Genomic DNA, 23,874 nt, shown 5'->3' with positions numbered 1-23,874 from the left:
GCACTAAATAGTAGCAGGTCCGGCGCGAAAGCGCCACCGCGCCGCCGTGCGACGCCCCGCGCGACGCGGGGTCACGGTCGACGTTGTGCCCCGAAGGTACCGCGGCTAGCCCGCGGCCGACTCGCCCTCCGTGTCGGGCCGCGCGACGGCCGCCAAGCGCTTCCCGTCGAGGATGACGATCCGGTCGCGCCGCGCGTCCACGATCCCGAGGCGCCTCCAGCCGGCCAGGATCCGGCTGACCGTGTACGGGGTGGTCACGATCATGGCCCCCAGATCGTGACCGGACAGCGACAGCTCGATCACGGCCCCGTTCGGGGCCGGCCGGCCGGCCGACTGCGCGAGGCGGCGCACGGCCCGCGCCAGCCGCTGTTCGAGGCGTTCGGTAGCGATGATGGACAGGTCGACCCACTGGTTCAGTTGCTGCCGGAGCAGGTACTGAATCGCGGCCGTGGCGACTTCGGGGCGGGAGGCGATGGCCCGGCGAATCGTCGCCGCATCCCACGCCAGGGCGCGCGAGTCCTCGAGCGCCTGGGCCGAGACGAGGCGGACGTTGCGGCCGAGGACGCTCGCGTATCCGAAGACCCCCGACGGTGACGCGATCTCGAGGCTCAGGATGCGGCGGCCGTCGAGATCCGTCCGGCCGGCCGCGACCCGACCGCGGGTCAAGAGGAAGACTTCCGCCGCCTCCTCGCCTTCACGGAAATAGAATTCACCTTTGCGAACGAGGCGCTCGGCGGCGGCGGCGAGGAGCGACGCCCGTGCCTTTGCGTTCAGTCCCTCGAAGATGGGATTGAGGTCGACGTGAACGTAGTCCGGCGCAAGCACGGTCCGATGGCCGCGGATCACCCCCCGCATCGTCGCCGGCGCGAAGGTGCCGTCACGGTAGGCGGTGATCCCGGTCCACGCGTACCGTTCCGTACCGTCATCGAACAGCGCGTCGATCTCTGTGAGAGAATCCGCGCCGGCGGCCGCTTTCGACGCCCAGGTCAGGTCCATCGCGAGGCGAAGGCCGGCAAACCGTCGCGACCGCGGGTCGTTGGCGACCCGTCGCACGGCGTCGATCAACGCGGCGGCATCGACGCCTGACGGCGCGGCGTAGTCCTGGGTGCGGATCATCGCCAGCGCCCCGCGCTCGGTCTCCAGGGCAACGTCGACGCCACCGCCGTCGAGGGCCGCGACGAGCGCCTCGGCGATCAGGTGATCGACGACCGAGAGGCAACGTTCCCCTCGCCCCAATCCCTGCCGGACGAACGCGGCGGCAAACGACACGAATTCGGACGCGCCGTCGTAAATGAGGACGCCGTGTTTGCCGATGACGATCTCCTCCAACCGGGCAGGCTGCGGCTGCCGCGCCCGGCGCTTCGCCCGGGCGCGTCTTGTGTTGGGTCGGGCCGTCATCGGAAGCGTGATGCTCCTGGCGCCGATGGTGGACAGATGTTCGCTCCTCGGGGCACGTGCGCAGTTTAGCATGGAGAACGCTAAGTTGAATTGCGCTATTGCAAAAATTGCCAAAGAGCAATCCGCGCCAGACGGGGCAGGAGGTCCCGCGCCAGACGGGGCAGGAGGCCGCCTGGACGCGGCCGGAGGTCCCGCGCCAGACGGGGCAGGAGGCCGCCTGGACGCGGCCGGAGGTCCCTGGGGCCCGCGGCGCGGGCCAAAGTGCCCAGACGGGACCGCGGCGCAGAGACGGCGCGCCGGTCGATCGGGTGGCCGGACGGCCGGGCCCGCGGGACGGCCGCCCGCGGGCCCGGAGGCTTCGGTTCGATCGGTAGGGTGCGCTACTTGATCGTAGCCTTCAGCTCCTTGGCAGGCGTGAACCGGGGGACCGTCCGTGCCGGCACCCGTACCGGCTCGCCGGTCTGGGGATTCCGGGCGATGCGCGCCTTCCGCTTGGAAACCTTGAAGGTCCCGAATCCGGGGAACCGCACGCGATCGCCCTTCTTGAGAGCGCCTACGACGAGACCGGTGAACTCATCGACGAACCGAGCGGCCTCGGCCTTCTTCATCTTAAGCTTGTCGGCGAGCCGCGCCGTGAACTGAGCCTTAGTCATATCTCCCCTCCGCCTGTTGTCATTGCGATCTCGGGACTTAGGGGTTCGTGGATGGTGGGGGGTTTCCTTCCCGGATTTCCGCTCGCGGCCTTATATCACTTGGCTTTCAGACGACGGGCTGAATCCTGCCGCCGGACGGCCGTCCGGCGTGAAACGGCGTTCCCTCAGTACAGCCGTTCCCGTTCGAAGAGGTTGCGCAGGGGCCGGTTTTCGATATAACGGCGCAGGTTGTCGCAGAACAGCTCGGTCAGTCTCGCGTTCTCGGCCGGCACGGTGCTCGCCGAGTGCGGGCTGACGATCACGTTCGGAAGGTCCCAGAGCGGGCTGTCGGGCGGCAGCGGCTCCCTGGCGAAGACGTCCAGCGCCGCGCCGCCTAGATGCCCGTCGCGCAGCGCCGCCACGAGCGCCGGCTCGTCCACCACGGCGCCCCGCGCGATGTTGATCAAGATGGCGCCACGTTTCATACTCCGGAGCTCCTGCTCCCCGAGCAGCCGCCTGGTACCGGGCGTCTGCGGGACGGTGAGCACGAGCACGTCGGCCTCCCGGATCACCTCTCCCGACCGCTCCGGCGGCAACGCGAGCTCGACGTGCGCAACGCCGTCCGCCGGGATCGTCCGTTTCGTCCCGATGACCCGCATCCCCAAGGCATCGCCCATCCGGGCCACTTCGCGTCCCACGTTGCCGAGCCCGATCACGCCGAGGGTCAGGCCGCGCAGTTCCCGCGCGCAGTAGCGTTCCCATCGATGCGCGGCCTGCTCGATCCGGAGCCGGCCCAGGTCCTTGACGAAGACGAGCATCGCCGTGACGCAGAACTCGCCGAGCGGCCCCGCGTGGATGCCGGACGCCGTGGTGAACGTGATCGAGGAGTCGACGAGGCCGGTGCGGACCAGCATCTCGCCGATGCCGGCGCTCGTCGCCTGGATCCAGCGGAGGCGGGGCGCCAGGACCGGGATGCGCTCGAGGTTCGTGTAGTCGAAATCAAAGGACGCCTCGGCCCGCGCCAGCAGCGCGCGCCACCGCGTTTCGTCCTGTGCGCCGCGCGTGAACGGCTGCCCGTGATGCTCGCCCTGGTAACGGGGCTTGGGCAGTAGCTCGGGCTCGTACATGACCTCGACGCCCGGAACCGCCCGGACCCGTTCGACGCATTCGGGCTCGAGATAGGACGCGATCAGCACGGACACCGGCGGGCGGGGCGGCACGCTATGCCGCCCCCGGCGTCATCGCGCCCATCCGCGTGAGCGTCTCGAGGACCTCCCGGAGTGGAAGACCTACGACATTGGTGTACGAGCCTTCGAGCCACCGGATCATGGCCGCCGCCCTCCCCTGAATCGCATACGCCCCCGCCTTGCCGCGCGCCTCGCCGGTCGCCACGTACGCGTCGATCTCCGCCTGGCTCAACGTCGCGAATTCCACACGCGTCGACACGACGCCGCCGTCGGTACGGCCGGACGCGGCGTCGATCACTTCGTACCCGGTCAGGACTTCATGCGAACGCCCGGAGAGCCGCGCGAGCATCGCCCGGGCCTCGTCATCGTCGCGCGGCTTGCCCAGCACCTCGCCGGCGAGAACGACGGCGGTGTCCGCGCCGAGCACGAACCGCCCGTTCCCGGCCGCCGCCACCTCGTAGGCTTTGGCCGCGGCCAGCCGGCGAACCAGCTCCGCGGGGGCTTCATCCGAACGGCGGTCTTCGACGACGGCGCTCGGGACCGCGATGAACGGGACTCCGGCCAGCGTAAGCAGTTCCGCGCGCCGCGGGGATCCGGACGCGAGCACAATCACCGCCACGGCGACATCCTTCGGCGGTGTCGGGCGGCGGCCCTATCACACCGCGGGGCAGGCGCGTCCACCGACCTCCGCAGCGACAAGGCGCTCCACGCCCACGCGGTACGCCCGGTAAGCGAAGCCCGAAGTACAATGGACACCCCGAAAATTCCGGGACGCCTATCTCCACTTGGATTTCTGCCAGTTGTCCCGCGCCCCCGGCGCCCCGACCCACGACGGCAGCGGCATCGCGAGCCGGCGGCCGAGCGCGTTGACGTACGGCTCGTACATCCGGCGCAGTTCGTCGACCCGCGCCCGCGCGGCCGCGTCGTCACGAATGCGGCACCCGGCCGCGCGCAGCATCGCCATCAGCGCGGCCCGGTCGCCGTCCGCCAGCCGGTCCGCCTGCGGCGGCTCGGGCGGACAGTTGAGCATGATGCTGATGTCGACGACCGAGTGCCGCGCCATCGCGAAGGTGAGCTCCGCCCCCCGCCGCGGGGTGCCCTCCACGGCGCCGATCGCCAGCGCGCACGCGTCCAGCACCGCCGTCATCGCCGAGAGCCAGGATTCATTGTCGTGCTGCGATCGAAAGTACACCAGCACCGGATACGAGATGTGGCTCTCGAGGAATTCAGCCGCCCATCGCTCCCACTCGCGGAGAAACGGTTCGAGCAGCGCGTGATCCCCGCCGGCGCGCCGCAGCAGCTCTCCGGCGCTCGGAGGCGAGCCTGCCCAGGCGTCGAGCATCGAGATCCGCGACTCCCGCCGTGAGAAGCCCTGATAGATGACCGGCAGGTACGAGATGATGAGGGCCAGGAACGAAAATCCGACCCCGCCCTCGACCACGACCGCGACCCGGGCCACCGCGGATCGCGGGGCAACGTCCCCGAGCCCCAGCGTGAAGAACGTCGTGCCGCTAAAGTACACGTCGGTGCCGAACCCCGGATGGCTTTCCGGCGCGGTCATCTGCGAACCGAGGCTCCAGTGAAGCACCCCAAAGCCGAGGATCAGGCCGGCGGCCCAGACGCATAGTAGGCTCAATGTCACCAGCGGTCCGAAGAACGCGAGGTAGGCTTCCCGCCGGCTTGTCCGCTGTATCCGTCCGACGACCGCCACCCACGCCCGCCACGCATACCGAATGTAGAAGGCCACCCGGAGGCGCCGCGCCACCCGCCTCGGCAGCACGACCGTCTCGAACGCGTCCCAGAGCATCGCGACGATCAGGCCGATCCCGGCCAGGCCGACAATCAGGCGCACGGTAGCCTCCTCCTTCTGAACGCGTGGGAGAGACGCGCTCCGTCATCCGGTGCGTGCGGGATCACTACCAGCAATGCCGCCTTTACGGTACGGGCGGCCGCAGCAGCACCAGCAGTCCCGCCAGCAGCAGGACGGCGAGCATCGCCGCCGCCTCCCAGATTATCAGCCCGCGCCGGCCCTGCCGGCGGACGCCAAACCAACCGAGGCCGGCGGCCAGGGCGACCGCGCCGATCTTGACCGCGAGCGTGCGGCCGTACGGGCCGGCGACAAGATCCCGAAGCCCGGTCAGGTGCTGGGCGGCCATCACGATCCCGGTCGCGACCGCGGCGGCACCGGCGGCCACCGCGAACCGCCGCACGCCCGATCTCCTTGCCCACGCGCCCGGCGACAGCAGGACAAACGCCAGCGTACCGCCCCAGAGTCCCATCGCGCCGAGGTGAACGGCGTTGACGCCGAGACCCCACCACGCCGGCCGCACGCCGGTCGCGTGCGCGGCCTGCCCGTCGACGAACGCGAGGCCCACGCCGAGGAGCGGCACCGTCCAGGCGGCGCGCAGGGCGCCGCTCCGGAGCGCACCCGCGAGGACCCACAGTAGGATCGCGCCGGCGAGCCGCTGCGAGAGCACGCGGCCGAAGCTCGAATCAAGCACTGCGCCGATGACCGCGGGATCGGACCCTCCGCCGACCGCCCCGAGGGCGACCGACTCTGCGGCAAACGCGGCCGGTTCGGCGAGCAGCAGGAGCGCGATCCCCGTGCCGGTCATCCGCCACACGGCATCCGGCGGGGCCGCGCGCACCTGCCCCAGCAGCCACGACGCCGAGAACGCCCCGAAGCCGAGCGCGTACCCGGAAAAGTGCAGCGCATGCGCAAACACACCAAGCACCGTTCCGAACGCCCCCGCGGCACCGGTTGGTCCGCCCGGCGGCGCGCCTTCCGAGATGATCCCGCCGGTGCGCCGCACGCTGAAGGCCATCGTGCCGAGTTCCGGGTGGGTGTCCTGGGAGATCACGGCCCAGACGGCTCGGTATGTCCCCGGTGACCGCGCGTCGACGGCGACGTGCACCTCCGTCCCCTCGACGCTCACCGGTCCGCGGTCCGCACGCCGTCCATCGGGTCCGATGATGCGAAGCCCCGGCCCGATCGGCTGCACCGGCTCACTGAAGACGAGGTGAACTACCCGCGGCGGCTCAGGCAGCACCACGCCGGCGCGGCACGGAGGCGCGTCCGGCGGCAGGCTCTCGCCGCCCGGCAGGAGGCAGAGATCCGGCGGATCGGCTCGGACGAGGACGGCGTGGGCCAGCGCTGCGGGAACACGCCCCAGCAGCATCACGAGCAGGATGACGGCGGGCGCGGCGGCAGTCGCGGCCGCGGCCGCCGTCGCGGCACTGGAGCGGGACCGTGGGTGTTCCGGCCGGGCTATACCGCCCCCGCCTCGGCCGGCCGCAGCGGAAGAGTCACGCCGGGGGAAGCAGCCGTGATGCGCATCACCAATCCGGCGGCGATGAGACAGAGAAGGCCCGAGGCCATGAAGGCGCCCTGATACGTCCCGAACGATGTGCGCAGCGCGCCGGCGCCGAAGGCCGCCATCGCCGCGCCGATCTGGTGCGACGCGAAAATCCAACCGAAGACCACGCCGACGCGCTGCTTCCCGAAGATGTCCGCGGTCAGGCGGACCGTCGGCGGTACGGTCGCGACCCAGTCGAGCCCGTAGAAGACCGTGAACGCCGCCATGCCGGCGAACGACGTCCCCAGGGCATAGGGCAGATAGAGCAGTGAGAGGCCGCGCAACGCGTAGTACCAGCACAGCAGATACCGGCTGTCCCAGCGGTCGGTGAGCCATCCCGAGCAGACCGTGCCGAAGAGGTCGAACACGCCGATCGTGGCCAGCATGCCGGCGGCGGTCACTTCGGGAATGCCGTGCTCCATGGAGGCCGGAATCAGATGCGTCCCGATGAGGCCGTTCGTGCTGGCGCCGCAAATGAAGAATGAGCCGGCGAGCAGCCAGAAGTCGCGGACGGGTGCGGCATCGGTCAGCGCGCGCACGGCGGCCGCGGCGGGATTGACGGTTGCGGCCGCGGATGGGCGCGCCGCGGCGGCCTGGACGCCGCGCGCCCCGCCCGCCGCGAAGGCGGCACCCTCCGGTTCTTGCCCGCCGGGGACCGCCCCGTACGGACGGAGCCCGACTTCGCCCGGATCGTTCCGCATCAACAGGGCGGCGATCGGTATGATCAGCAGCGCGACCCCTGACACGGTCATCGTCGCGGCGCGCCATCCGTGGTGCACGACGAGCGACGCGAGCAGCGGCAGAAACACCAGCTGGCCGGTCGCCGAACTCGCGGTCAGCATACCCATGACCAGTCCGCGGCGCTCCACGAACCACCGCGTCGCCACGTAGGCGCCGAGCGTCATGGCCATCGTCCCGGTGCCCGTGCCGACGATCAGGCCCCACAGCAGGTCGAGCTGCCAGGCGGTGTGCATGACGGTCGTCAGGCCGACGCCGGTGGCGACGAGCCCGAGCGCGAGCAGCATGATGCGGCGCACACCGAACCGGTCCATCAGGGCCGCGGCGAAGGGACCGGAGAACCCGTAGAGGAGCAGACTGATCGAGACCGCGGCCGAGACGATCGCGCGGGTCCAACCGAATTCGCGCTCCAGCGGGACAATCAAGACCCCGGGCGCCGACCGCACGCCGGCGGACGCGAGCAGGGTGAGAAACGTCACCCCCGCAACGATCCACCCGTAGTGCAGCCGTCCTCGAAGCAGCCGCTCAATCCGCACCGGTCACCGTCCGTGCCCCTTCGTTCTCGCTCTCTTATACCAACGCCCCGGAGGCGGGGCAACATTCCGCGAACACCCGGCGTTCCTAGTAACGGCCCGCGGGACCGGGGAACCGGGCGCCGACCGCGAAGAACGCCGGCGCCCACGACACAGTCCGCGAACGGGAGGCTTCTTCATGGGACGCGCGCGCGTGCGAGACCTCGGGATCACGATCGGACGGCTGCCCACCGGCCCGCTCAACGCGATCACCGACGTGCCCGACGTCCTGGTCGGCCACCGCACGCTCATCGCCGATACGCCGCGGGTCATCCGCACCGGCGTCACGATGATCGTGCCGCGGGCGGGGGCCATTTGGACCAACTACGCGTTTGCCGGGACGTTTTCGTTCAACGGCAACGGCGAGATGACCGGCCTGCCGTGGCTCCAGGAGTCCGGCCAGCTCGGATCGCCCATCGGCATCACCAACACGTACGCCGTCGGGATCGTCCGCGACGCGCTCATTGCCTACGCCGTGGAACACGGCTTCAGCCATCGGTTCCATCTCCCGGTCGTCGCGGAAACCTTCGATGGGTTCCTCAGCGACATCGACGCGTTCCCCGTCACCCGCGAGCACGTCTACGAGGCGCTGGCCGCCGCCGCGGACGGCCCGGTGCCGGAAGGCAACGTCGGCGGCGGCACCGGCATGCGGTGCCACGGGTTCAAGGGCGGCATCGGCACCTCGTCCCGGATCGTCGACGTCCTCGGCCGCCGCTACGCCGTCGGAGTGCTGGTGCAGGCGAACTACGGCCGCATGGCGGACCTGCGGATCGACGGTGTCCCCGTGGGACGCGAGATCGAGGCGGGCCACGCCGGGAGGCCCGGCGAGGGCGAGCCGAAAGGATCGATCATCGTGATCGCCGGCACCGACGCGCCCCTCATTCCGGCGCAGTGCTCCCGCCTCGCCCGGCGCGCCACCGTCGGCCTGGCCCGCGTCGGGGGACACGGGTTTAACACGAGCGGCGACCTGTTTCTCGCGTTCGCGACCGGCAACGGCCTGTCCGCGTCGCCGGCCGAGCCCTACCCTCTCACGATGATCCCGCACGAGCACATCGATCCGTTCTTCGAGGCGGTGGCGGACGCCACCGAGGAATCCATCCTCAACGCGCTGGCGGCGGCGGAAACGATGACCGGCCTGCGGGGCACGGTGGAAGCCCTGCCCTTGCACGACGTGCGCCGCATCGTCGCCCGGCACCGGCCGGCGGCGCACTGACCGCCGGTCAGGCGAACCCGAACTCCCGCTCCGTCACCGTGAGGCTCTCGTCGATGATCGCGACCATGCGGTCGATCTCGTCGCGCGCGATGATCAGCGGCGGTGAGATCTGGATTGACATGAACACCCGCCCGAAGAGCCCGCGCTCGTCCATCGCCGCGACGAGCCGCCGGCTGAACGGGTGCGCCGCGGCGGCCGGCCCCCACCCGAACGGCTCCTTGGTCTCCCGGTTCTGGACCAGCTCCACGGCGCAGAGGAGGCCCAGGCCGCGCACGTCCCCCACCGTGGGATGCGACCGGAGTTGCTGGAGTTGCCGCAGCAGGTACGTGCCCTGCTCGGCGCTTCGCCGCGCGAGGTCTTCGCGGCGCAGAATCTCGAGGTTCGCGAGCGCCGCCGCGCACGAGACCGCCTGCCCGCCGAACGTGAGCAGGTGCGCCAGCCCGACGTCCTTCTGCTTGAACTCGGCGTAGAGGCGCTCGCTGACGGCGACGGCCCCGATCGGCGCGTACCCGGACGAGAGGCCCTTCGCCATGGTCATGAGGTCCGGCGTGATCCCGAATTGCTCGGCCGCGAACATCGTGCCGGTGCGCCCGAACCCGTTGATGACCTCGTCGAGGATCAACAGCACGCCGTGGGCGTCGCAGATCTCGCGCACGCGCTGCCAGTAGCGGGGGGCCGGCACGTGTGTATTGTTGGCGGCCGACACCGGCTCGCCGATGACCGCCGCGACGGTCTCGGGGCCCTGCGCGCGGATCTCATAGTCGATGGCCTCCGCACAGGCCAGGTCCTCGGCCTCCCCGGCCAGGCCGAACCGGGTGCGGTAGCGGTTGGGCGACGGGACGAAGCAGACGCCGTGCATGAACGGCCCGAAATACGTCTCGTTGCGCGACGAGGTGATGCTCATCGCCCCGAAGGTCGCGCCGTGGTAGCCGCCGACCCTGGCGATCACCTTGTACCGCTTCGGGAAGCCCCGCATGGCCTGAATCTGCTTGGCGATCTTCATCGCGCTCTCGACGGCTTCGGATCCACCGGAGCAGAAGAAGAATCGGTTGAGGTCCCCGGGCGTGAGGCCGGCCAGGACCTCCCCGAGCCGGACCGCCGGCAGGCTCGTGTAGGACGCGGCGGACACGTAGGCGAGCTCCCCCGCCTGCCGGGCCATCGCCTCACCGATCTCCTTCCGCCCGTGCCCCACGTTGACGACGTACAGGCCGGCGAGCGCGTCGAGATACGCGCGGCCGCGCGCGTCCCAGACGCGGCAACCGTCGCCGCGGACCAGGACGCGCAGCCCGTCACGTTCCGCGAGATCCAGCCACCGCGTCGTGTGGATCCAGATGTGCGCGAGCGCCTGCTGCTCGAGCGGCGTGAGCGGCAAGGACGGGGCCGCGGATATGGTCGTGGGATCGGACAGCGGTGCGGTGTCGGACATGCGAAGCCTCCCGGTCGGCAGCGTGGTCGCCGCCGGGTTCCATGGCGAGATGGAGAATGCCTGCCCGCCGGGGGCTAGCTGTGGTCGACGACGCGGCGGAAGATCGTCACGATCTTGGGATCGAATTCTTTGCCGGCGCCGCGCTTAAGGGCCGCCATCGCATCCAGGTAGTACAGCATCGGCACCCCGGGCCGGCCGGTCACCATGTCCGCGTAGGCCTCCGCCACCGCGAGAATCCTGGCCCCCCGCGGAATGTCCTCTCCCTTCATCCGATCGGGCCCGGAGCCGTTCCAGCGTTCGTTCCGGTAACGGAGGAACGCCGCCACCTGGGGCGCCGCGTCGAGCGGGTCCGGCACCTCGACGTCGTGGAGCAGCGCCGCCTGCCGGATGTCGCGCACCTCGGCTTCGTCGCACGCGAGCGCTCGGGCCACGGCTTCCGCCCAACCCGCCAGCCGCTTGCGGTATCGGTCCGCGTGCGGCCGGGGGGCGGGGGCGGCCTTCTCCGTTGAGGCCGGCGCACCATCGGATGCGGGCGGCAGGGCCGCGCCGGTGGCGTGTTCCTCCGCGGCGGGCGCTTCGGCTCCCGGCGCCTCCGCGGCCGGTGGAGCGGCGGCCGGTGTCTCGCTTGCCGGAACGGGCGCCGGGGCGGCCGACGGTGTCGCGTCAACCGCCGCCGCCGTCGCGCGCTCCGCGAGGACCGCGACGGCGGCCGACAACCGGGCGCATTCGGCCGTCAACCCGTTCTGCGTCTCGTTGAGGCCCGCGTGCTCGGCGTCGAGGGCCCGCCGCACCTCTTCGAGGCGCGCCCGCTGCGCCCCGAAGGTGTGCTCCGCTTCGGCAAGCCGGACGCGGTGCGCGTCAAACGTCTGCTGCGCCTCCGCGAGCGTGACCTGCTCGGTCTCGAGCACACGCCGGGCCGCCTCCAGCGCCTCGCGATCGGCGCCGTGCGCACGGCGATCGGTCTCGAGCGCCCGCTGCGCTGCGGCATGGCGGGCATGCTCCGCCTCGAGCTCGCGGCGCGTCTCAGCCAGTTGCGTCGCTTCGGCCTCCAGGGCGAGTTGCCGCCGGGCGACCTGCCCCTCCGCGGCGGTGAGCTCGCTGTGCGCGTCGATCAACCGGCTCTTTTCGTCGTCCAGCTCCTTGAGGGCGCGGGCCAACTCTTCCGCGTTGTGCTGCGCGGCGGAGTCCATGGCCTGCGCACGCTCCGTCGCCAGTGCGCGCTGTGCCTCCGCCAGGCGTTCCCGCTCGGCGTCGAGCGTCCGTCGAAGATCGCCCAGGCCCCCTCGCTCGGCGTCCAGAGTCCCTTGAAGCTGCCCCAGCCGCTCCCGCTCGGTGCCGAGCGTCCGCTGAAGCTCCACCAGCCGCTCCCGCTCGGTGTCCAGCGTCCGCTCCCGATCCGCCAAGCGCGCCCGATCGGTTTCCAGGCTGCGGCGCGCCTCTGCCACGGCGGCGGTTTCGGCCCGGAGCGCCGTCTGGGCCTGCGTCAGTTGGGCCCGTTCCGCCGCCAGTTCGGCCGCGGCTCGGCTCCGCTCGGCCTCCGCGTCGCGCTGCATCCCGGCGAGCCGCTCCTGCTCGGTACCCAGCGTTCGCTCGCGCTCCGCCAGCCGATCGCGCTCGGTCGCCAGCGTCCGCTCGCGCTCCGCCAGACGGGCCCGATCGGCCTCCAGGCTGCGGCGCGTTTCCGCCACGGCGGCGGTTTCGGCCCGGAGCGCCGTCTGTGCCTTCGCCAGTTGAGCCCGTTCCGCCGCCAGCTCGGCCGCGCCCCGGCTCCGCGCCGCGTCCACCTCGCGATGCGCCGCGGCCTGCCGCTCCTGCTCGGTCGCCAGCGTCCGCTCGCGCTCCGCCACCCGTTCCCGCTTGGTCTCGAGCGTCCGCTCACGATCCGCCAACCGGGCCCGATCGGTCTCGACGGTACGGCGCGCGTCCGTCAAGGCCTCGGTTTCGGCGCGGAGCGCCATCCGCGCCTGCGCCAGTTCGGTCCGCCCCGCGGCCAACTCGGCCGCGACACGGCTCCGTTCCGCCTCCCCCTCGCGCCGCGCGGCCGCGATGCGCTCCCGCTCCGCTTCCAGCTCGGTGCGGGAGGCGGCCAGCCGCTGGGACTCCGCGTCCGCCGCACGGCGCAGGCCGACGAGCCGCTTGCGCTCCACGTCGAACTCGGCGCGCGTGCGTTCGAGCCGCTCGCGCTCGGCGGCAAGGCCCGCCCGGTCGGCGGCAAGCCGCGCGTCGTCGGCCTCCAACGTGCGCTGCAGCGTCGCGAGCGCCGCCGCTTCGGTCCGGAGCCGGCCTTCTTCCTCGCTGAGCCGCGTCGCCGCGTCGTCGACCTCCGCTCCCACCTGTCCGCGCGCTTCCGCCTCCAGGGCTTGTTCCAGCATCGCCGTGGCCTGCAGGGCAAATGCCAGCACGACCTCGTGCTCCGCGGCCGGGCAGACATGGGGGTTATCGAAGTAGTACGCGACGGCCGCGAACACGCGGCCCCCGCGGCTGAGCGGCCACGAGCACAGCGCCCGCCAGCCTTCACGTTCCGCGAGCCGGCGGGATTCATTGCCGCCCGGCAGCGCGCGCACGTCCGGCACGAGAGACGGCGCGGCCGTTCTTGCTCCGCGGCGCCTCGGCAAGTCCATGCAGACCAGCTCAGGGTAGCGGGTCAGATGCGCCCACGAATTGGCGCCCTCGGGAGTGCGCAGCAGACCGAGGTACTCTTCGGACAGTCCCTGGGACCAGGGGCAGGTCACGACGCCGGCCTGCGAGCGCAGAAAAAGGGCGCCGCGCCGCGCACCGGTCAAGGTAAGCAGGCCGCGCCCGATCGTGGCGGCGGCAGACGCGGGCGACAGACCGCCGCGCAAGGTCTCGCTCACGGCGACGAGGCGTGCCATCAGCGTCGCACGCAGGTCGACGTCGGCGGGCCGGTCACTCGCTGCCGTCTCTACGATGCGCTGCGGCTCCCCCGCTCCCGCAATACGCTGCGTAGGCAATACGTGTCCCCTCGGCCGGCCGGCGGAGCGACGTCATCCGGCCGCCTGTACTCGAATGTGCCGCCAACCTCGCATTTGTGATGCCCAACAGGCCGGACTTTCAGCCCTCGTCCGTGCCTCTCCCGCCCCCTTCCTCCCTTGCGGGAGGCAGCCCGGGGCGGTATCGTGACGGAAAGCCGCACCCCGGAGGCCGTGATGGCCGAGAAGATCGCGAAGAGCGACAAGGAATGGCGGGAGCAATTGACGCCGCTCGAGTACGCCGTTACGCGGCAGCGGGCGACGGAGCGTCCGTTTTCCGGCGAATACGAGCACACCACGACGCCGGGGACCTACCGCTGCGTGTGCTGCGGCGCGGAGCTCTTCGCCTCCGACGCCAAGTTTGATGCGGGTTGCGGGTGGCCGAGCTTCACCGCTCCGGCCGATCCGTCGAACATCGAGGAACAGGCCGACCGCAGTCACGGAATGGTTCGGACCGAAGTGCTCTGCGCCCGGTGCAACGCGCATCTCGGCCACGTGTTCGACGACGGTCCGCGGCCGACCGGCCTGCGTTACTGCATCAATTCCGCGGCGTTGAAGCTCTCCCCCAAGCCCTGAACCGGCCGATGCCGCGGGGACGGACTGGCTCATGCCGTAGGCATCATCGGCCCAGTGGTGCCCGCGGCGCCGTGCCGGCCACCTCGGCCGCGCTCTCGAATCGGTCCTGGAGCGCGGCGGCCGCGCGGACGGCGGCGGCCTGAAGCACGTGTGTATGGTAGACGCGCCCCAGGTCGACGCGCATCACCCCCCGGCCGGCCAGCGCCGGCACGGCGGGGGAGCCGTTGATCGGGAACCCAAGGGCGCTGGCCGTCAACACGATGCCGTCACCCGGGCCGAACGAGACCGTTGCCCCGGGCAGCGCGCCCGTGAGACCGGCGGCGGTCTGGGGCCCGCCCGGATGGCTCGGATCGTTGTTCCCGTACAATAAATACACGCGCACCTCGGGCGGAATCGGCCGCTCGTTGAGACCGGCCAGCAGGGAATTGCCGGCGTCGGGCGGGAGGGACCACGGAGCCGCCGCGGTCGGCCGCCAGAATGGAAACACCGGCATCATCACCCGTGCAAGCCGCGTCTTCGATAACCCCGCAAACGGGAAGAACGACGGGGCGTGCTCGCCGAGATACGGCAGGACGGCGCCTTCGTTCGGCACGGCCACCAGGATCAAGCGGTTGACCAGACTGCTCCAGCCGTCGACGTCATACGCGATGTTCCAGCGGGCGAAGAGCCCGCCGACGCTATAGCCGACGACGTTGATCTTGGCCGCGTACGTCGTCGGGAGGACCACCCGGCGCGCATAGGCCGCCAGCGCCTGCGCACCCTCCTCGAGCCCCATCGTGTGGGACTGATACGAAAACCAGAAGAGCGTCGGCAGGCCGCCGGCTTCGGTGTACCCGTATTGTGCGAGCCGGCTCAGCACGACGCGGTCCGGCGGTCGCCGCTCGTCTGAATAGCCGGGAATGATCACCGTGGGAAGCAGCAGCGTGACTTCACGGCGCTCGGTGACGACGGTCCCTCCGCGACGGATCGCGACGTCAATCGGGAATTTCAAGTTGTCGGTCAGCGGCGCGACGGGCGGGAACGATCCGATCTGCCTGCCGCCGGTCCGGATGACGCCGTGCGGCAGATCGAAGTCCATCGTCACGGCCGCGGGGAGTTGGGCGACGGAGAACGTCGCGTGGGCCGGGACGGCGCCGACATCGGTGGCCACCGACACGGTCGCCGGGCCGGCCGCCTCCGTTGAGAGGCCCTGCGTGGGCACGCTGACCTGGAACGACCGCGCGGCGGGGATCGTCTCCCCGCCCGCCGGACCGGTCGAAGAGACCGCGGCCACGACCGCGCGCGCAGGCGGGGCGGCCGCCGCGAATCCGGCGGCCGCGGCCGGTCCCGACGCGAACGCAGCACCCACGACGAGCACCATGCCGGCTCGGCGTGCGGCGCGAGATATTCGCAAGAGTCCGCCTATGCCGCCCATGTCATTGTGATGTTTCCCCGCATCCTGCGGGCAGGAACCATCCCCGCCGGGGGGAAGCCCGAACGCACTCTCCTGACGTTCGGACGAGGGTGCCGGAGCGGCGACCCGGAGCGGCGACGATGAAAGGCCTGACGTTCCTCTGGCCGAGTGTGCTGTGGGGACTCCTGCTCGTCCCCGTGTTCGCCGCCGGTTTCGCCTGGAGCACGCGGCGGCGCTTCCGGCAGTCCGTCGCGTTCCCCGCGCTCGAGATCGTCGCGGCGGCCGGCCCGGGGAGCCGGCGCCGGCGTCTCATCCCCGCCGGCCTGTTTCTCGGCGCGCTCGCCGCCGCGATCCTCGCTCTCGCACGGCCGGTCGTACCGATGCCGCAGCCCGCAAACCGGTCCGCGGTCATGCTGGCGATCGACGTGAGCGGGAGCATGCGGTCGGAGGACATCGCCCCGTCCCGTCTTGAGGCGGCGAAGGCGGCGGCGAAGGGATTCGTCGCCGGGCTGCCGCGGGGGATCCCCGTGGGTCTCGTCACGTTCGCCGGCGACACGGTGCTCGTATCGGCGCCGACCGAGGATCACGAGCGTCTGCTGCGCGCGATCGACGAGATCACGGTGCGCCACCGGACCGCGATCGGCGAGGGGCTGCTCGCCGCGGTGGGCGCGCTGCCCGAGCGGACGCTTCCTTCCCACGACGACGGCGCGCTGCCGCCGGTGTCCGCCACGCCGAAACCACCGGGCGTGGTGGTCCTGCTCTCAGACGGTCAGAACAACACCGGGATCGACCCGCTCGCAGCGGCGGAGTGGGCCCGCCGCCAGCAGGTGCGGGTGTACACGGTCGGCATCGGCCAGCCGCTCGGGTCCTCCGGCGGCTTCATGATCGGCGGTCCCCTGGACGAGGCGACGCTCCAGGCCGTCGCGCAGCACACGGGAGGCACGTATCACCACGCGTCATCGGCGGGAGCCCTCCGGACGATCTACCGGACCCTCAGCCGCAGCGTCGGCTGGGCCACGAAGCCGGTCGAAGTCACCGGAATCCTGAGCGCGCTGGTGGCCGCGGTCCTTCTCGCCGCCGTGCTCCTGGCGGTCCGGATCCAACCCCTGATCAGCTGACGGTCAGAAGTTCATGCCGATCGCGCCGAACGGGCCCGACCACTGCGTGTGGCACGGGCAGAGCGTGACCCCCGCGACGGTGAGGGCGTTCTGCCGCTCCTGGATGAACCGGTAGCCGACCTCAACGTTCCATCGGGCGGACGTCGTGTACCGGATGCTGGCCGTCCAGTCGTACCCGGTGCCGGGCACGCTGACGGACGACGCTCCGACCCCGGGCACGAGCGCGGTCCCCGTTGTCGTGACAGACGGCCAATACGCGCCGCCGAAATTCACCGACCATGGGGATCCCGACGAGAGGGGCGCCGAGACGTCGAACCCCACCCGCACACCCGTGGTCTCGAGGCTCATTGTCGCCGAGTTGGCGCCGAGTCGCAACCCCCCGAGATTGCCGAGGTTCAGCGTCGTCTTGGCGTCACCGTAGCCCGCGAACACCCGCAGCGTGTTGATGAGGGCGGCGTCCGTGTGCGACGGGACGCTCCACAAGTAGGCGATATCGGCGCTCCAAATGGTGTCGGTGCCGCTGAGCGAGACGCCGGACGACGTCCCCAGGACAGTCGGGCTGCCCGGGTTGCCCGTGACGGCGTTCAGGTGAAAGCCCCAGTGCGATTGCGTGTCCACGCGGAAATCCAGGCCGTAGAATTGGGTCGTCCAGCCGGCCACGGTGCCGCCGGTCCAGCCGAATTCGGCCGTGGCGGGCCAGTACACGCCCTGCACGGTGTATGTCACCGGCGGCACGCGCGTGTTGATCTTCGTGACGTACCGAATCTCCTGTTGCGCCCGGACGTCCGGCGGCGCGGGCGCGGCGACCGACCGGGTCGCCGGGGACGCCTGTGGCTGGTCGGCGGCATCGTCCCTCGCGTATGCCGCGGCGGGCGCGAGATTGAGGGCGGCGAGTGCGATGGCAATCGGCAGAAGGACCCATCTCCCCACGGTCTGTCCCTCCCACACGGCGTTCATGGCGCGTGGGGCGGCCCGCATCCTGCCGGCACCGCGGGTGAACCGTCCCCGCCAGACCGCATTAGACGGGAAGCTCCGTTCGTCCTCTCGTCGCCTCGATCCGCGCGTCACCCGGGACGGGGCGGCCGGATCGCAGCGGGGCATATACGGTTCGGGATGCGTGACATGGAGCGAAAGGTCGTCCTGATTACCGGCGCCACCGACGGGCTGGGCAAAGCCGCCGCGCTGGCACTCGCGAAGCAGGGCGCGACGGTCGTGATCGTCGGTCGCGACCCTGCGAAGACGCGGGCGACCGCGGGGGAGATGAAGGAGCAGAGCGGCACTCCATCTGCCGACGGACTGGTGGCGGACTTGTCGTCAATGGCGGAGGTCCGGCGCCTCGCGAACGAATTGCGGCAGGGTTATTCGAGACTCGACGTCCTGATCAACAACGCCGGCGCCATTTTCGCGCGGCGGCAGGCCACGGTTGACGGATACGAGCGGACGTTCGCGCTCAACCACCTCTCCCAGTTCCTGTTGACCAACTTGTTGCTGAGTATACTCGAGGCCGGCGCGCCCTCGCGCATCATCAATGTATCATCGCAGGCACACGAAGGCGGCGCGATCGACTTTGACGACTTGCAGGGCGAGCGCAGCTACGGCATCGGCGGCGGCCGCGCCTACAGCCGGTCCAAGCTGGCGAACATCATGTTTACCTACGAGCTGGCGCGGCGCCTGACCGGCGCCGGCGTGACCGCCAACGCCCTGCACCCCGGCACCGTCGCGACGCGCTTCGGTGAAGACAACGGCGGGATGATGCGCCTGGGGATGAGGATGTTCCATCGGTTCGCCATCTCCGCGGAGGAGGGCGCAGATACGATCATATACCTTGCATCGTCTCCCGAGGTCGAAGGGGTTACCGGCGGGTATTGGGAGAAACGACGGCCCATCCGATCGTCCCCGGCTTCCTACGACGAGGGCGCGCAGAAGCGCCTCTGGGACGTCAGCGCGCAGATGACCGGTCTCGTCGCTTCTGCCCGAGCGTAGGCGAGTTGAGGCCGCATCGACTTCAGGTCTCATGACCCGCGCCCGGTTGCACTGATACTGGGAAAAGCCAAGCAGTATTCGACCGACGGCGCAGTAAGCGAGGTTGAAGCTTGCTGTTCCGTGGAAAAATGGCGCATTCACTCCAATGCTGGTGGGGGCCGTTCCAAGCCCTCTGCCCGAACCGTTCCATCGAAGCACTTCGGCAGACTACTCCCTCCAATCCAACCGCGTGCCACTTCGTTGCTGCAGCACGAGTGGAGTCCTTAGATACGTCCTTGGGGTACCGACCCGGGAAACCGGCGGTGGCCACTCCAGCTTGTGTCGCCACATCGACCAGATGGCCAGACCAAGTAATCTCAGCAAGGATGGGCTTTTGGTCGGACGGGAGATCCTCAATGACAACGGCGGCGGCCCGGAGCCTGTCCAATGCGACTGCACGTGCCACCCTGACGCTGCAACAGGCATACAAGGAAGGAAATGCTTGGGTATTCCAATGATTGCTAGATTTCGGTTGACTGTATGATGCGTCTACCGGATTTTGCCAGCCCTGTCGCACCACCCGGTAGATGGGCACGTGACGGTGGCCCATCGCCCGCGGCACCTTCACTCCTGGAAACTCAGCGCCTGTTCATAAAGGTCGACAACATCCCTGATACGGCCTTGAAGAACATAGTCCAGCGCGCGAGCACCACCAAAGAGTTCTGCGTTTCTCCTGATTACGCTCGGCAAACGATCTGGGAGAAAGAGGCTTTGCAACCGTGTTAACGCTGAATCCGCGATATCGAGATTCGCGAGATGCTTGTCCGGGAGCTCCGTCTTACGCTGCGCCCACCGGCGAACAGTTTCTCCGGAAACGCCTAGCATGCGACCCAAATCGTCGTAACTCAAGTCCAAAGAGCTCATGAGACGAGTGATGATGGCTGGACCTCTCGAAGCTTTCGCTGCGGAAGCAACGATCGCAGCTACCACAACGGCGAATAGCGCGAGTAGGACGAAATCGCTCGGTGTCAGTTCGATGTTCTGGGGCGGCAACTTTGAGGGATGCCCCCCGGCATAAGTACGCCAGCGACCAATAAGTAATTTGGAAGCATCCTGAGCGTGTCCGCGCTGATACTGTATCAGAGAAGGAAATGATTCCTGAACGACCGCACCCGTGATAGTCGGCGCGACTTCAGGCGACAATCCCGCGCTCGTTGAGAGCTTGCTAAGAAATCGCCAAATCTCAGACACAAAAGTACGCACACCGTCGACGCTACCACGACTCAGTTGACGCGGAAGATCGCGTTGTTTTTCCAGTACCGCCTCAAGTTCGCGTTCCGCGCGCTTAAGGGCTACGGTTGTTTGCATCAAAGGGCGTCTCCCATGACCAATACTGTGGCACATATGCGCCACATGGTCAACGGGCGAAAGAGCCTTCCGTCTCCCCCATCAGATCCGTATCTGGCTCCCCTCTGGTTGGCTCAGAATCACTTCCCGAATGGTCTCGTCCTGCAACTCTGGGACGACGCGGCCCGAGAGGGGAGAGCGCCCAAGCCGATCAATGACGTCGACGATCTGCTCGACTACCACCCAGGCGTACCGCACCAATCGCGCGTTATGAAGGACCGAATCGCCTCACATCTTCGACCGCCAGGTCTGTCCAGACAATCGAAATCACCGCGCCGGTCGGTCATCCAGCTCGAGGTGGGGCACTGTTGCACCGGCTTCGGCTTGGGCAAGGCCCCGCTCGACCTTCGCGAGGAAGCAAAGGCGCTCGATCGCGTCTTCGAAAGTGGCATCTTCCGGAAGATTCTGGACAGCCTCGAGAATCTTGCCCTTTGGACCGTCGGGAGTCATGTGCCCCCTTCCCACCACACAGAGGGTCGAATATTGCCTGGCCACGCGACCAAACTATGCTTTACATGAATGGTAGCGGAGCCGATCTTTGGTGGCAACGTCGTCTTTTCGTGGGAGCGTGTCGGGTAAGCTCTAGCGAGAAAGGATGGTGCCGGGGGACGGAGTCGAACCGCCGACACGGGGATTTTCAGTCCGAACCGGCCTTCGTCCACCCGTGTCCGCCGTCGTCCACAATCGGCTTAACACAAGGCATTCTGCCTGCTTCCCAGGTCCGCCTGCGTCCCTTCGCGTCCGCCTTTGTGCACTCCATTGGCTACAGTTTGGCTACAGTAGTCCCTCTCTCTAGGAGCGCATCGAGTTTGGCCGCAGCCTCGCGCCCCATTGATGGAAGGACATGGCTGTAAGTATCCAGCGTGACCGAGATCTGAGAGTGCCCGAGGCGTTCCTGCACCACCTTGGGATGAACGCCCTGGAGCAGCAACAGCGTCGCGGCGGTGTGGCGCAGGTCGTGGAACCGGATCTGCGGTAGGCCAGCCTTCTTGAGCAACGGTTGGAATGACCGCCGGAGGAGATTGGGCCGCCGGACCGGTCCGCCTTCCGTATCACAGAACACCCATCCGTGCGGATGTCCCTCCGCGAGCATCCGCTCGCGGTGCTCGCGGAGCGCCGCTACTGCGATTCGTGGGAGATCCACCGGGCGTTTCGCTCTCGCGGTCTTTGGCTCTCCAAGCGACAAGCGGCCGTTGACTTCGTGGAGCGAGTGGCGGACGTGCAAGAGGGCACCCGTGAGATCAACATCGTCCCATTGCAGGCCGAGCAGTTCCCCCTGGCGGAGGCCCGTGGTGATGGCCATGACATAGAGTGCGTGGAGCCGATCCTCTCGGGCCGCTTCGAGTAGTGCGCTCACCTGCGTAGGAGTGAGGACCTGCATGATCGGCCGTGGGGCCCCGGGCCGCGTCACGGCGTCACATACGTTTCGTGGAATCATGCCCCACCGAACGGCTTGGTCGAGGGCGTGGTGCAGTTCGTCGTAGGCCATCTGGCGCCCTCGGGAGGACGCGCCGTCCGTCTCCAATGAGGCAAGCATTCCCTGGACGTGCGCTGGAGCAATCCGTGACAAAGGGACACCGCCGATCTGGGGAACGATGTGGAGACGTATGATTTCCTCGTACCGGTGGTGTGTTGACGGGCGAATGGAGGGCCGGGCGGCATCCTCAAGCCAGCGGTGCAAGAAGGTCGCGACTGTGAGGCGCTGCGGGTCACCCAACATGCCCGCAAGCACGTCGACTCGAAGGCGAGCCAGCTTGTCCAGCACTTCGCCCTTCGTCGCGCCGTACGCAACTCGCCGCTTCCGCTTTCCCTGGGCGTCATACCCGGCGGTAATGGATCCGCACCACAGGCCGTCCCGGCGCCGAAACACCGACCCCTCACCGCGCCCACGCCGACTTCTCACGCGGCACCCCCTCGGACTATTTACGCGCTGCGCACGCCTGTCAGATTGGACGAGGCCAGGGCGATGAGCGCCTTCCGGGGAATGCGCCTCGCGGCTCCAATGCGGACGTACGGTAGATCCCCTCTCTCCATCAGGGCGTAGAGCGTACTGCGGCTCAAACTGAGAAACGCCGCCGCCTCTGGCACGGTCACCAACCCGTCGCTCACAAGTTCAGCCGGGCCGTCCCGTACGGCGGATTGGATTGGGGTAGAGTCCAGCAGATGAGGGTGACCATCCATGCCTCCCATCTTAGGACACGTCACAGTCCATTCTGGCCGCAAACCTGACGCTCCTGCGGCCGTTGAAGCAGAGCACGTGTTCGCCATCCAGCCGTTTCGGCTACGCTCCCACAGCCGATTGTGAAGGAGTATGGTACGAAGGACGAAATCCTACGTGACCACTCGCGGGGGGAGAACTTCCATTAAAGTGACAGATTCGCACCGCCACATCCGTTCGGCTCGGCCGGCACGCCGCCGGCGTCCGGCGCCTCCCACACGTGCACGTAGCACACAGGAGGCGCCAGTGGAAACGCTCGCGACCGGCCCAGCTCGTTTGCTTATGGCCCACCCCAACCTGATCGGGTACATTACCAGCTTGGGGGAGCGGAACCGCGCGGCGATGCTCGCGATCCCCGAGACGCTCGACCGGATCCGCGAGAAGGCCCGGATCACGGATCCCCGATCGGCGACCGCGCGCGCTTTCGACGCGGCATGCCTCCTCGGATACCTGGCGGCCATCTCCGACACCCTGCTCGCGGCCCACTTTCGGATGAAAGCGGGAGACTTGCCGGCGAACGCGCTCGCTCTGCGCAAGCTGGAGAATGCGCTCAACGGGTCGACGATTGGGATCCTCCTCAGCATCATGGACACGGCGACGAAGGCCGGGCACCCCCCGCTCAACATCCTCTTCAAGGCGTACACGCGCCACTTGCGCGTGTAGGAGGAGTAACGGCAGCCTCAATCCCCGCGTAAAGGGCGGTTGCCTGTGGCGGCCGCCGGCCGCCGGGTATCCTGGGAGACGTGCCTCCCACGACATCCCAGGCCACCCAGTTGCTCGACGCGTTCGTCGTCGCCGTGCGCGACGAGGTCGCCGCCGCGAAGTCCGCCAAGGGCGACTCGATCACCACGCTCACCGACGGCCGCCGGACTCAGCACGGCGCCGACCACGCGACCTACACCTTCCTGAAGGAGCGGTCGGTCGCGGCGTCCGACGACGTGCCCGTCGAGCTCGAGGTCGGCGGGCGCGGCTACAAGGGCAGCGGGGCGAAGACCTCCATCGCGAAGCTCATGTCGGCCGCTTCGTCACACGCACGTACTATTGGCTACTGCTGGCGGAAGGGCACCTGACACGGCGGCTGTTCGGGGCGATCCTACAGCGGCTGGCAACGCTGTCGGTGCCGGCCGGATAATCGCCTTCGCTGTGGCGGCAGTGCGGAGTGTCGAGGGTCCCAGCGGGGCCAAACGGGCTTTCGGGCGGCCGCCGGGGTGGGCCCCGGACGGCCAAGAACGGTCCGGGTTCCACCGAGGGAGGAGTGCAGGCGCCAAATTGGAAATCCCAGATTAGATGACTACACGTCCGCGCGGCCAATAGGGGCGGGGAGGCGTCCCCCCGGACGACATCGAGTTCGCAGGATTACGGTGGGCGAGAATCGCGACGGGACGCCCGGCTCTCTGCCATCGGGGCGTCGGTCCGTACACCCGCAGCGTCGGCTGGCGGGCGAGATTTTACCGTACCTCCGTGAACCCGACGATCACGAATGGACGTCTGAGGAGCGGGCGTTTCTAGACTGGGCGGAGCGCCGGAACGGGCGGCCGCTGGCGGAGTGGGAGAAGCGTCTCTGGGTCGCGCAGGGCGCGGATGAGTGGTGGATCTCGGAGCGAAAATGGTCGACGTCAGAACGTGTCAATTCATGAATAGGTATGCGTCGCTCGACGAGAGGATTATCTGTGTCGGTGCGGGATTTT

The 23,874-nt window shown here is 69.1% G+C and carries 21 protein-coding genes and 1 pseudogene; 6 read left to right on the top strand and 16 right to left on the bottom strand.

Features of this window, described 5'->3' with window-relative positions; all coding sequences use genetic code 11:
- Positions 1-105: 105 nt before the first annotated feature.
- The 7 genes from VGZ23_07895 to VGZ23_07865 all read right to left on the bottom strand — a co-directional run bounded on the left by VGZ23_07895 (position 106) and on the right by VGZ23_07865 (position 7,847).
- Positions 106-1,398 carry an MEDS domain-containing protein gene (locus tag VGZ23_07895; GenBank protein ID HEV2357515.1) on the bottom strand — a complete coding sequence of 431 codons (1,293 nt, stop codon included), beginning with the start codon at positions 1,396-1,398 and terminating at the stop codon, positions 106-108.
- Between the two features lie 380 nt (positions 1,399-1,778).
- Positions 1,779-2,051 carry an HU family DNA-binding protein gene (locus tag VGZ23_07890; GenBank protein ID HEV2357514.1) on the bottom strand — a complete coding sequence of 91 codons (273 nt, stop codon included), beginning with the start codon at positions 2,049-2,051 and terminating at the stop codon, positions 1,779-1,781.
- 164 nt (positions 2,052-2,215) lie between these two features.
- On the bottom strand, positions 2,216-3,250 hold the full coding sequence (locus tag VGZ23_07885) for a D-2-hydroxyacid dehydrogenase (protein HEV2357513.1): 1,035 nt from the start codon (positions 3,248-3,250) through the stop codon (positions 2,216-2,218).
- A 1-nt stretch (position 3,251) separates the two neighbouring features.
- Positions 3,252-3,836, bottom strand: a complete 585-nt coding sequence (locus VGZ23_07880) for a Maf family protein (protein ID HEV2357512.1) — start codon at positions 3,834-3,836, stop codon at positions 3,252-3,254.
- 156 nt (positions 3,837-3,992) lie between these two features.
- Positions 3,993-5,069 carry an ion channel gene (locus VGZ23_07875; GenBank protein ID HEV2357511.1) on the bottom strand — a complete coding sequence of 359 codons (1,077 nt, stop codon included), beginning with the start codon at positions 5,067-5,069 and terminating at the stop codon, positions 3,993-3,995.
- 82 nt (positions 5,070-5,151) lie between these two features.
- Complete coding sequence (locus tag VGZ23_07870) at positions 5,152-6,396, bottom strand: copper resistance protein CopC (protein ID HEV2357510.1); 1,245 nt, start codon at positions 6,394-6,396, stop codon at positions 5,152-5,154.
- Positions 6,397-6,485: 89 nt separating this feature from the next.
- Positions 6,486-7,847, bottom strand: coding sequence for an MFS transporter (locus VGZ23_07865; GenBank protein ID HEV2357509.1), 1,362 nt, complete (start codon positions 7,845-7,847; stop codon positions 6,486-6,488).
- A gap of 175 nt (positions 7,848-8,022) precedes the next feature.
- On the opposite strand from VGZ23_07865, the gene VGZ23_07860 reads away from it, so the two are divergent.
- On the top strand, positions 8,023-9,096 hold the full coding sequence (locus tag VGZ23_07860) for a P1 family peptidase (protein ID HEV2357508.1): 1,074 nt from the start codon (positions 8,023-8,025) through the stop codon (positions 9,094-9,096).
- A 7-nt stretch (positions 9,097-9,103) separates the two neighbouring features.
- On the opposite strand, the gene VGZ23_07855 is transcribed toward VGZ23_07860, so the two are convergent.
- Both VGZ23_07855 and VGZ23_07850 read right to left on the bottom strand, forming a co-directional pair.
- On the bottom strand, positions 9,104-10,522 hold the full coding sequence (locus tag VGZ23_07855; GenBank protein ID HEV2357507.1) for an aspartate aminotransferase family protein: 1,419 nt from the start codon (positions 10,520-10,522) through the stop codon (positions 9,104-9,106).
- A gap of 74 nt (positions 10,523-10,596) precedes the next feature.
- Positions 10,597-13,494, bottom strand: coding sequence for an HD domain-containing phosphohydrolase (locus VGZ23_07850; protein HEV2357506.1), 2,898 nt, complete (start codon positions 13,492-13,494; stop codon positions 10,597-10,599).
- Positions 13,495-13,689: 195 nt separating this feature from the next.
- Between VGZ23_07850 and msrB the strand changes: the two genes are divergently transcribed.
- Entirely contained in the window at positions 13,690-14,088 is a 399-nt protein-coding gene (msrB, locus tag VGZ23_07845) for a peptide-methionine (R)-S-oxide reductase MsrB (GenBank protein HEV2357505.1), read from the top strand.
- A gap of 43 nt (positions 14,089-14,131) precedes the next feature.
- Here msrB and VGZ23_07840 read toward each other — a convergent pair whose 3' ends face one another.
- Complete coding sequence (locus VGZ23_07840; protein HEV2357504.1) at positions 14,132-15,448, bottom strand: hypothetical protein; 1,317 nt, start codon at positions 15,446-15,448, stop codon at positions 14,132-14,134.
- 173 nt (positions 15,449-15,621) lie between these two features.
- On the opposite strand from VGZ23_07840, the gene VGZ23_07835 reads away from it, so the two are divergent.
- Positions 15,622-16,599 carry a VWA domain-containing protein gene (locus VGZ23_07835; protein HEV2357503.1) on the top strand — a complete coding sequence of 326 codons (978 nt, stop codon included), beginning with the start codon at positions 15,622-15,624 and terminating at the stop codon, positions 16,597-16,599.
- A 3-nt stretch (positions 16,600-16,602) separates the two neighbouring features.
- Here VGZ23_07835 and VGZ23_07830 read toward each other — a convergent pair whose 3' ends face one another.
- Positions 16,603-17,529 (bottom strand): hypothetical protein, encoded by a 927-nt coding sequence (locus tag VGZ23_07830; GenBank protein HEV2357502.1) that lies wholly within the window; start codon positions 17,527-17,529, stop codon positions 16,603-16,605.
- A 192-nt stretch (positions 17,530-17,721) separates the two neighbouring features.
- Here VGZ23_07830 and VGZ23_07825 point away from each other — a divergent pair, with 192 nt between their 5' ends.
- Positions 17,722-18,582: an SDR family NAD(P)-dependent oxidoreductase gene (locus tag VGZ23_07825; GenBank protein ID HEV2357501.1), complete on the top strand. Its 861-nt coding sequence runs from the start codon at positions 17,722-17,724 to the stop codon at positions 18,580-18,582.
- 603 nt (positions 18,583-19,185) lie between these two features.
- On the opposite strand, the gene VGZ23_07820 is transcribed toward VGZ23_07825, so the two are convergent.
- The 5 genes and pseudogenes from VGZ23_07820 to VGZ23_07800 all read right to left on the bottom strand — a co-directional run bounded on the left by VGZ23_07820 (position 19,186) and on the right by VGZ23_07800 (position 22,077).
- Positions 19,186-19,929 (bottom strand): hypothetical protein, encoded by a 744-nt coding sequence (locus tag VGZ23_07820; protein ID HEV2357500.1) that lies wholly within the window; start codon positions 19,927-19,929, stop codon positions 19,186-19,188.
- A gap of 306 nt (positions 19,930-20,235) precedes the next feature.
- Complete coding sequence (locus VGZ23_07815; GenBank protein ID HEV2357499.1) at positions 20,236-20,418, bottom strand: hypothetical protein; 183 nt, start codon at positions 20,416-20,418, stop codon at positions 20,236-20,238.
- Positions 20,419-20,731: 313 nt separating this feature from the next.
- Positions 20,732-21,457 (bottom strand): site-specific integrase, encoded by a 726-nt coding sequence (locus VGZ23_07810; GenBank protein ID HEV2357498.1) that lies wholly within the window; start codon positions 21,455-21,457, stop codon positions 20,732-20,734.
- 54 nt (positions 21,458-21,511) lie between these two features.
- A pseudogene (locus tag VGZ23_07805) lies at positions 21,512-21,688 on the bottom strand (N-terminal phage integrase SAM-like domain-containing protein).
- Positions 21,689-21,891: 203 nt separating this feature from the next.
- Positions 21,892-22,077, bottom strand: a complete 186-nt coding sequence (locus VGZ23_07800) for a helix-turn-helix domain-containing protein (GenBank protein HEV2357497.1) — start codon at positions 22,075-22,077, stop codon at positions 21,892-21,894.
- A 355-nt stretch (positions 22,078-22,432) separates the two neighbouring features.
- Between VGZ23_07800 and VGZ23_07795 the strand changes: the two genes are divergently transcribed.
- The gene (locus VGZ23_07795; GenBank protein HEV2357496.1) at positions 22,433-22,849 is read left to right on the top strand and encodes a hypothetical protein; all 417 of its coding nucleotides are present in this window, start codon (positions 22,433-22,435) and stop codon (positions 22,847-22,849) included.
- Positions 22,850-22,959: 110 nt separating this feature from the next.
- Positions 22,960-23,256, top strand: a complete 297-nt coding sequence (locus tag VGZ23_07790; protein ID HEV2357495.1) for a hypothetical protein — start codon at positions 22,960-22,962, stop codon at positions 23,254-23,256.
- Positions 23,257-23,874: the final 618 nt, after the last annotated feature.

This window comes from bacterium (assembly GCA_035945995.1).
Taxonomy (GTDB): Bacteria; Sysuimicrobiota; Sysuimicrobiia; order Sysuimicrobiales; family Segetimicrobiaceae; genus DASSJF01.
The sequence above is the reverse complement of the archived record's forward strand: the minus strand, read 5'-3'. Positions and strand labels throughout refer to the sequence as shown.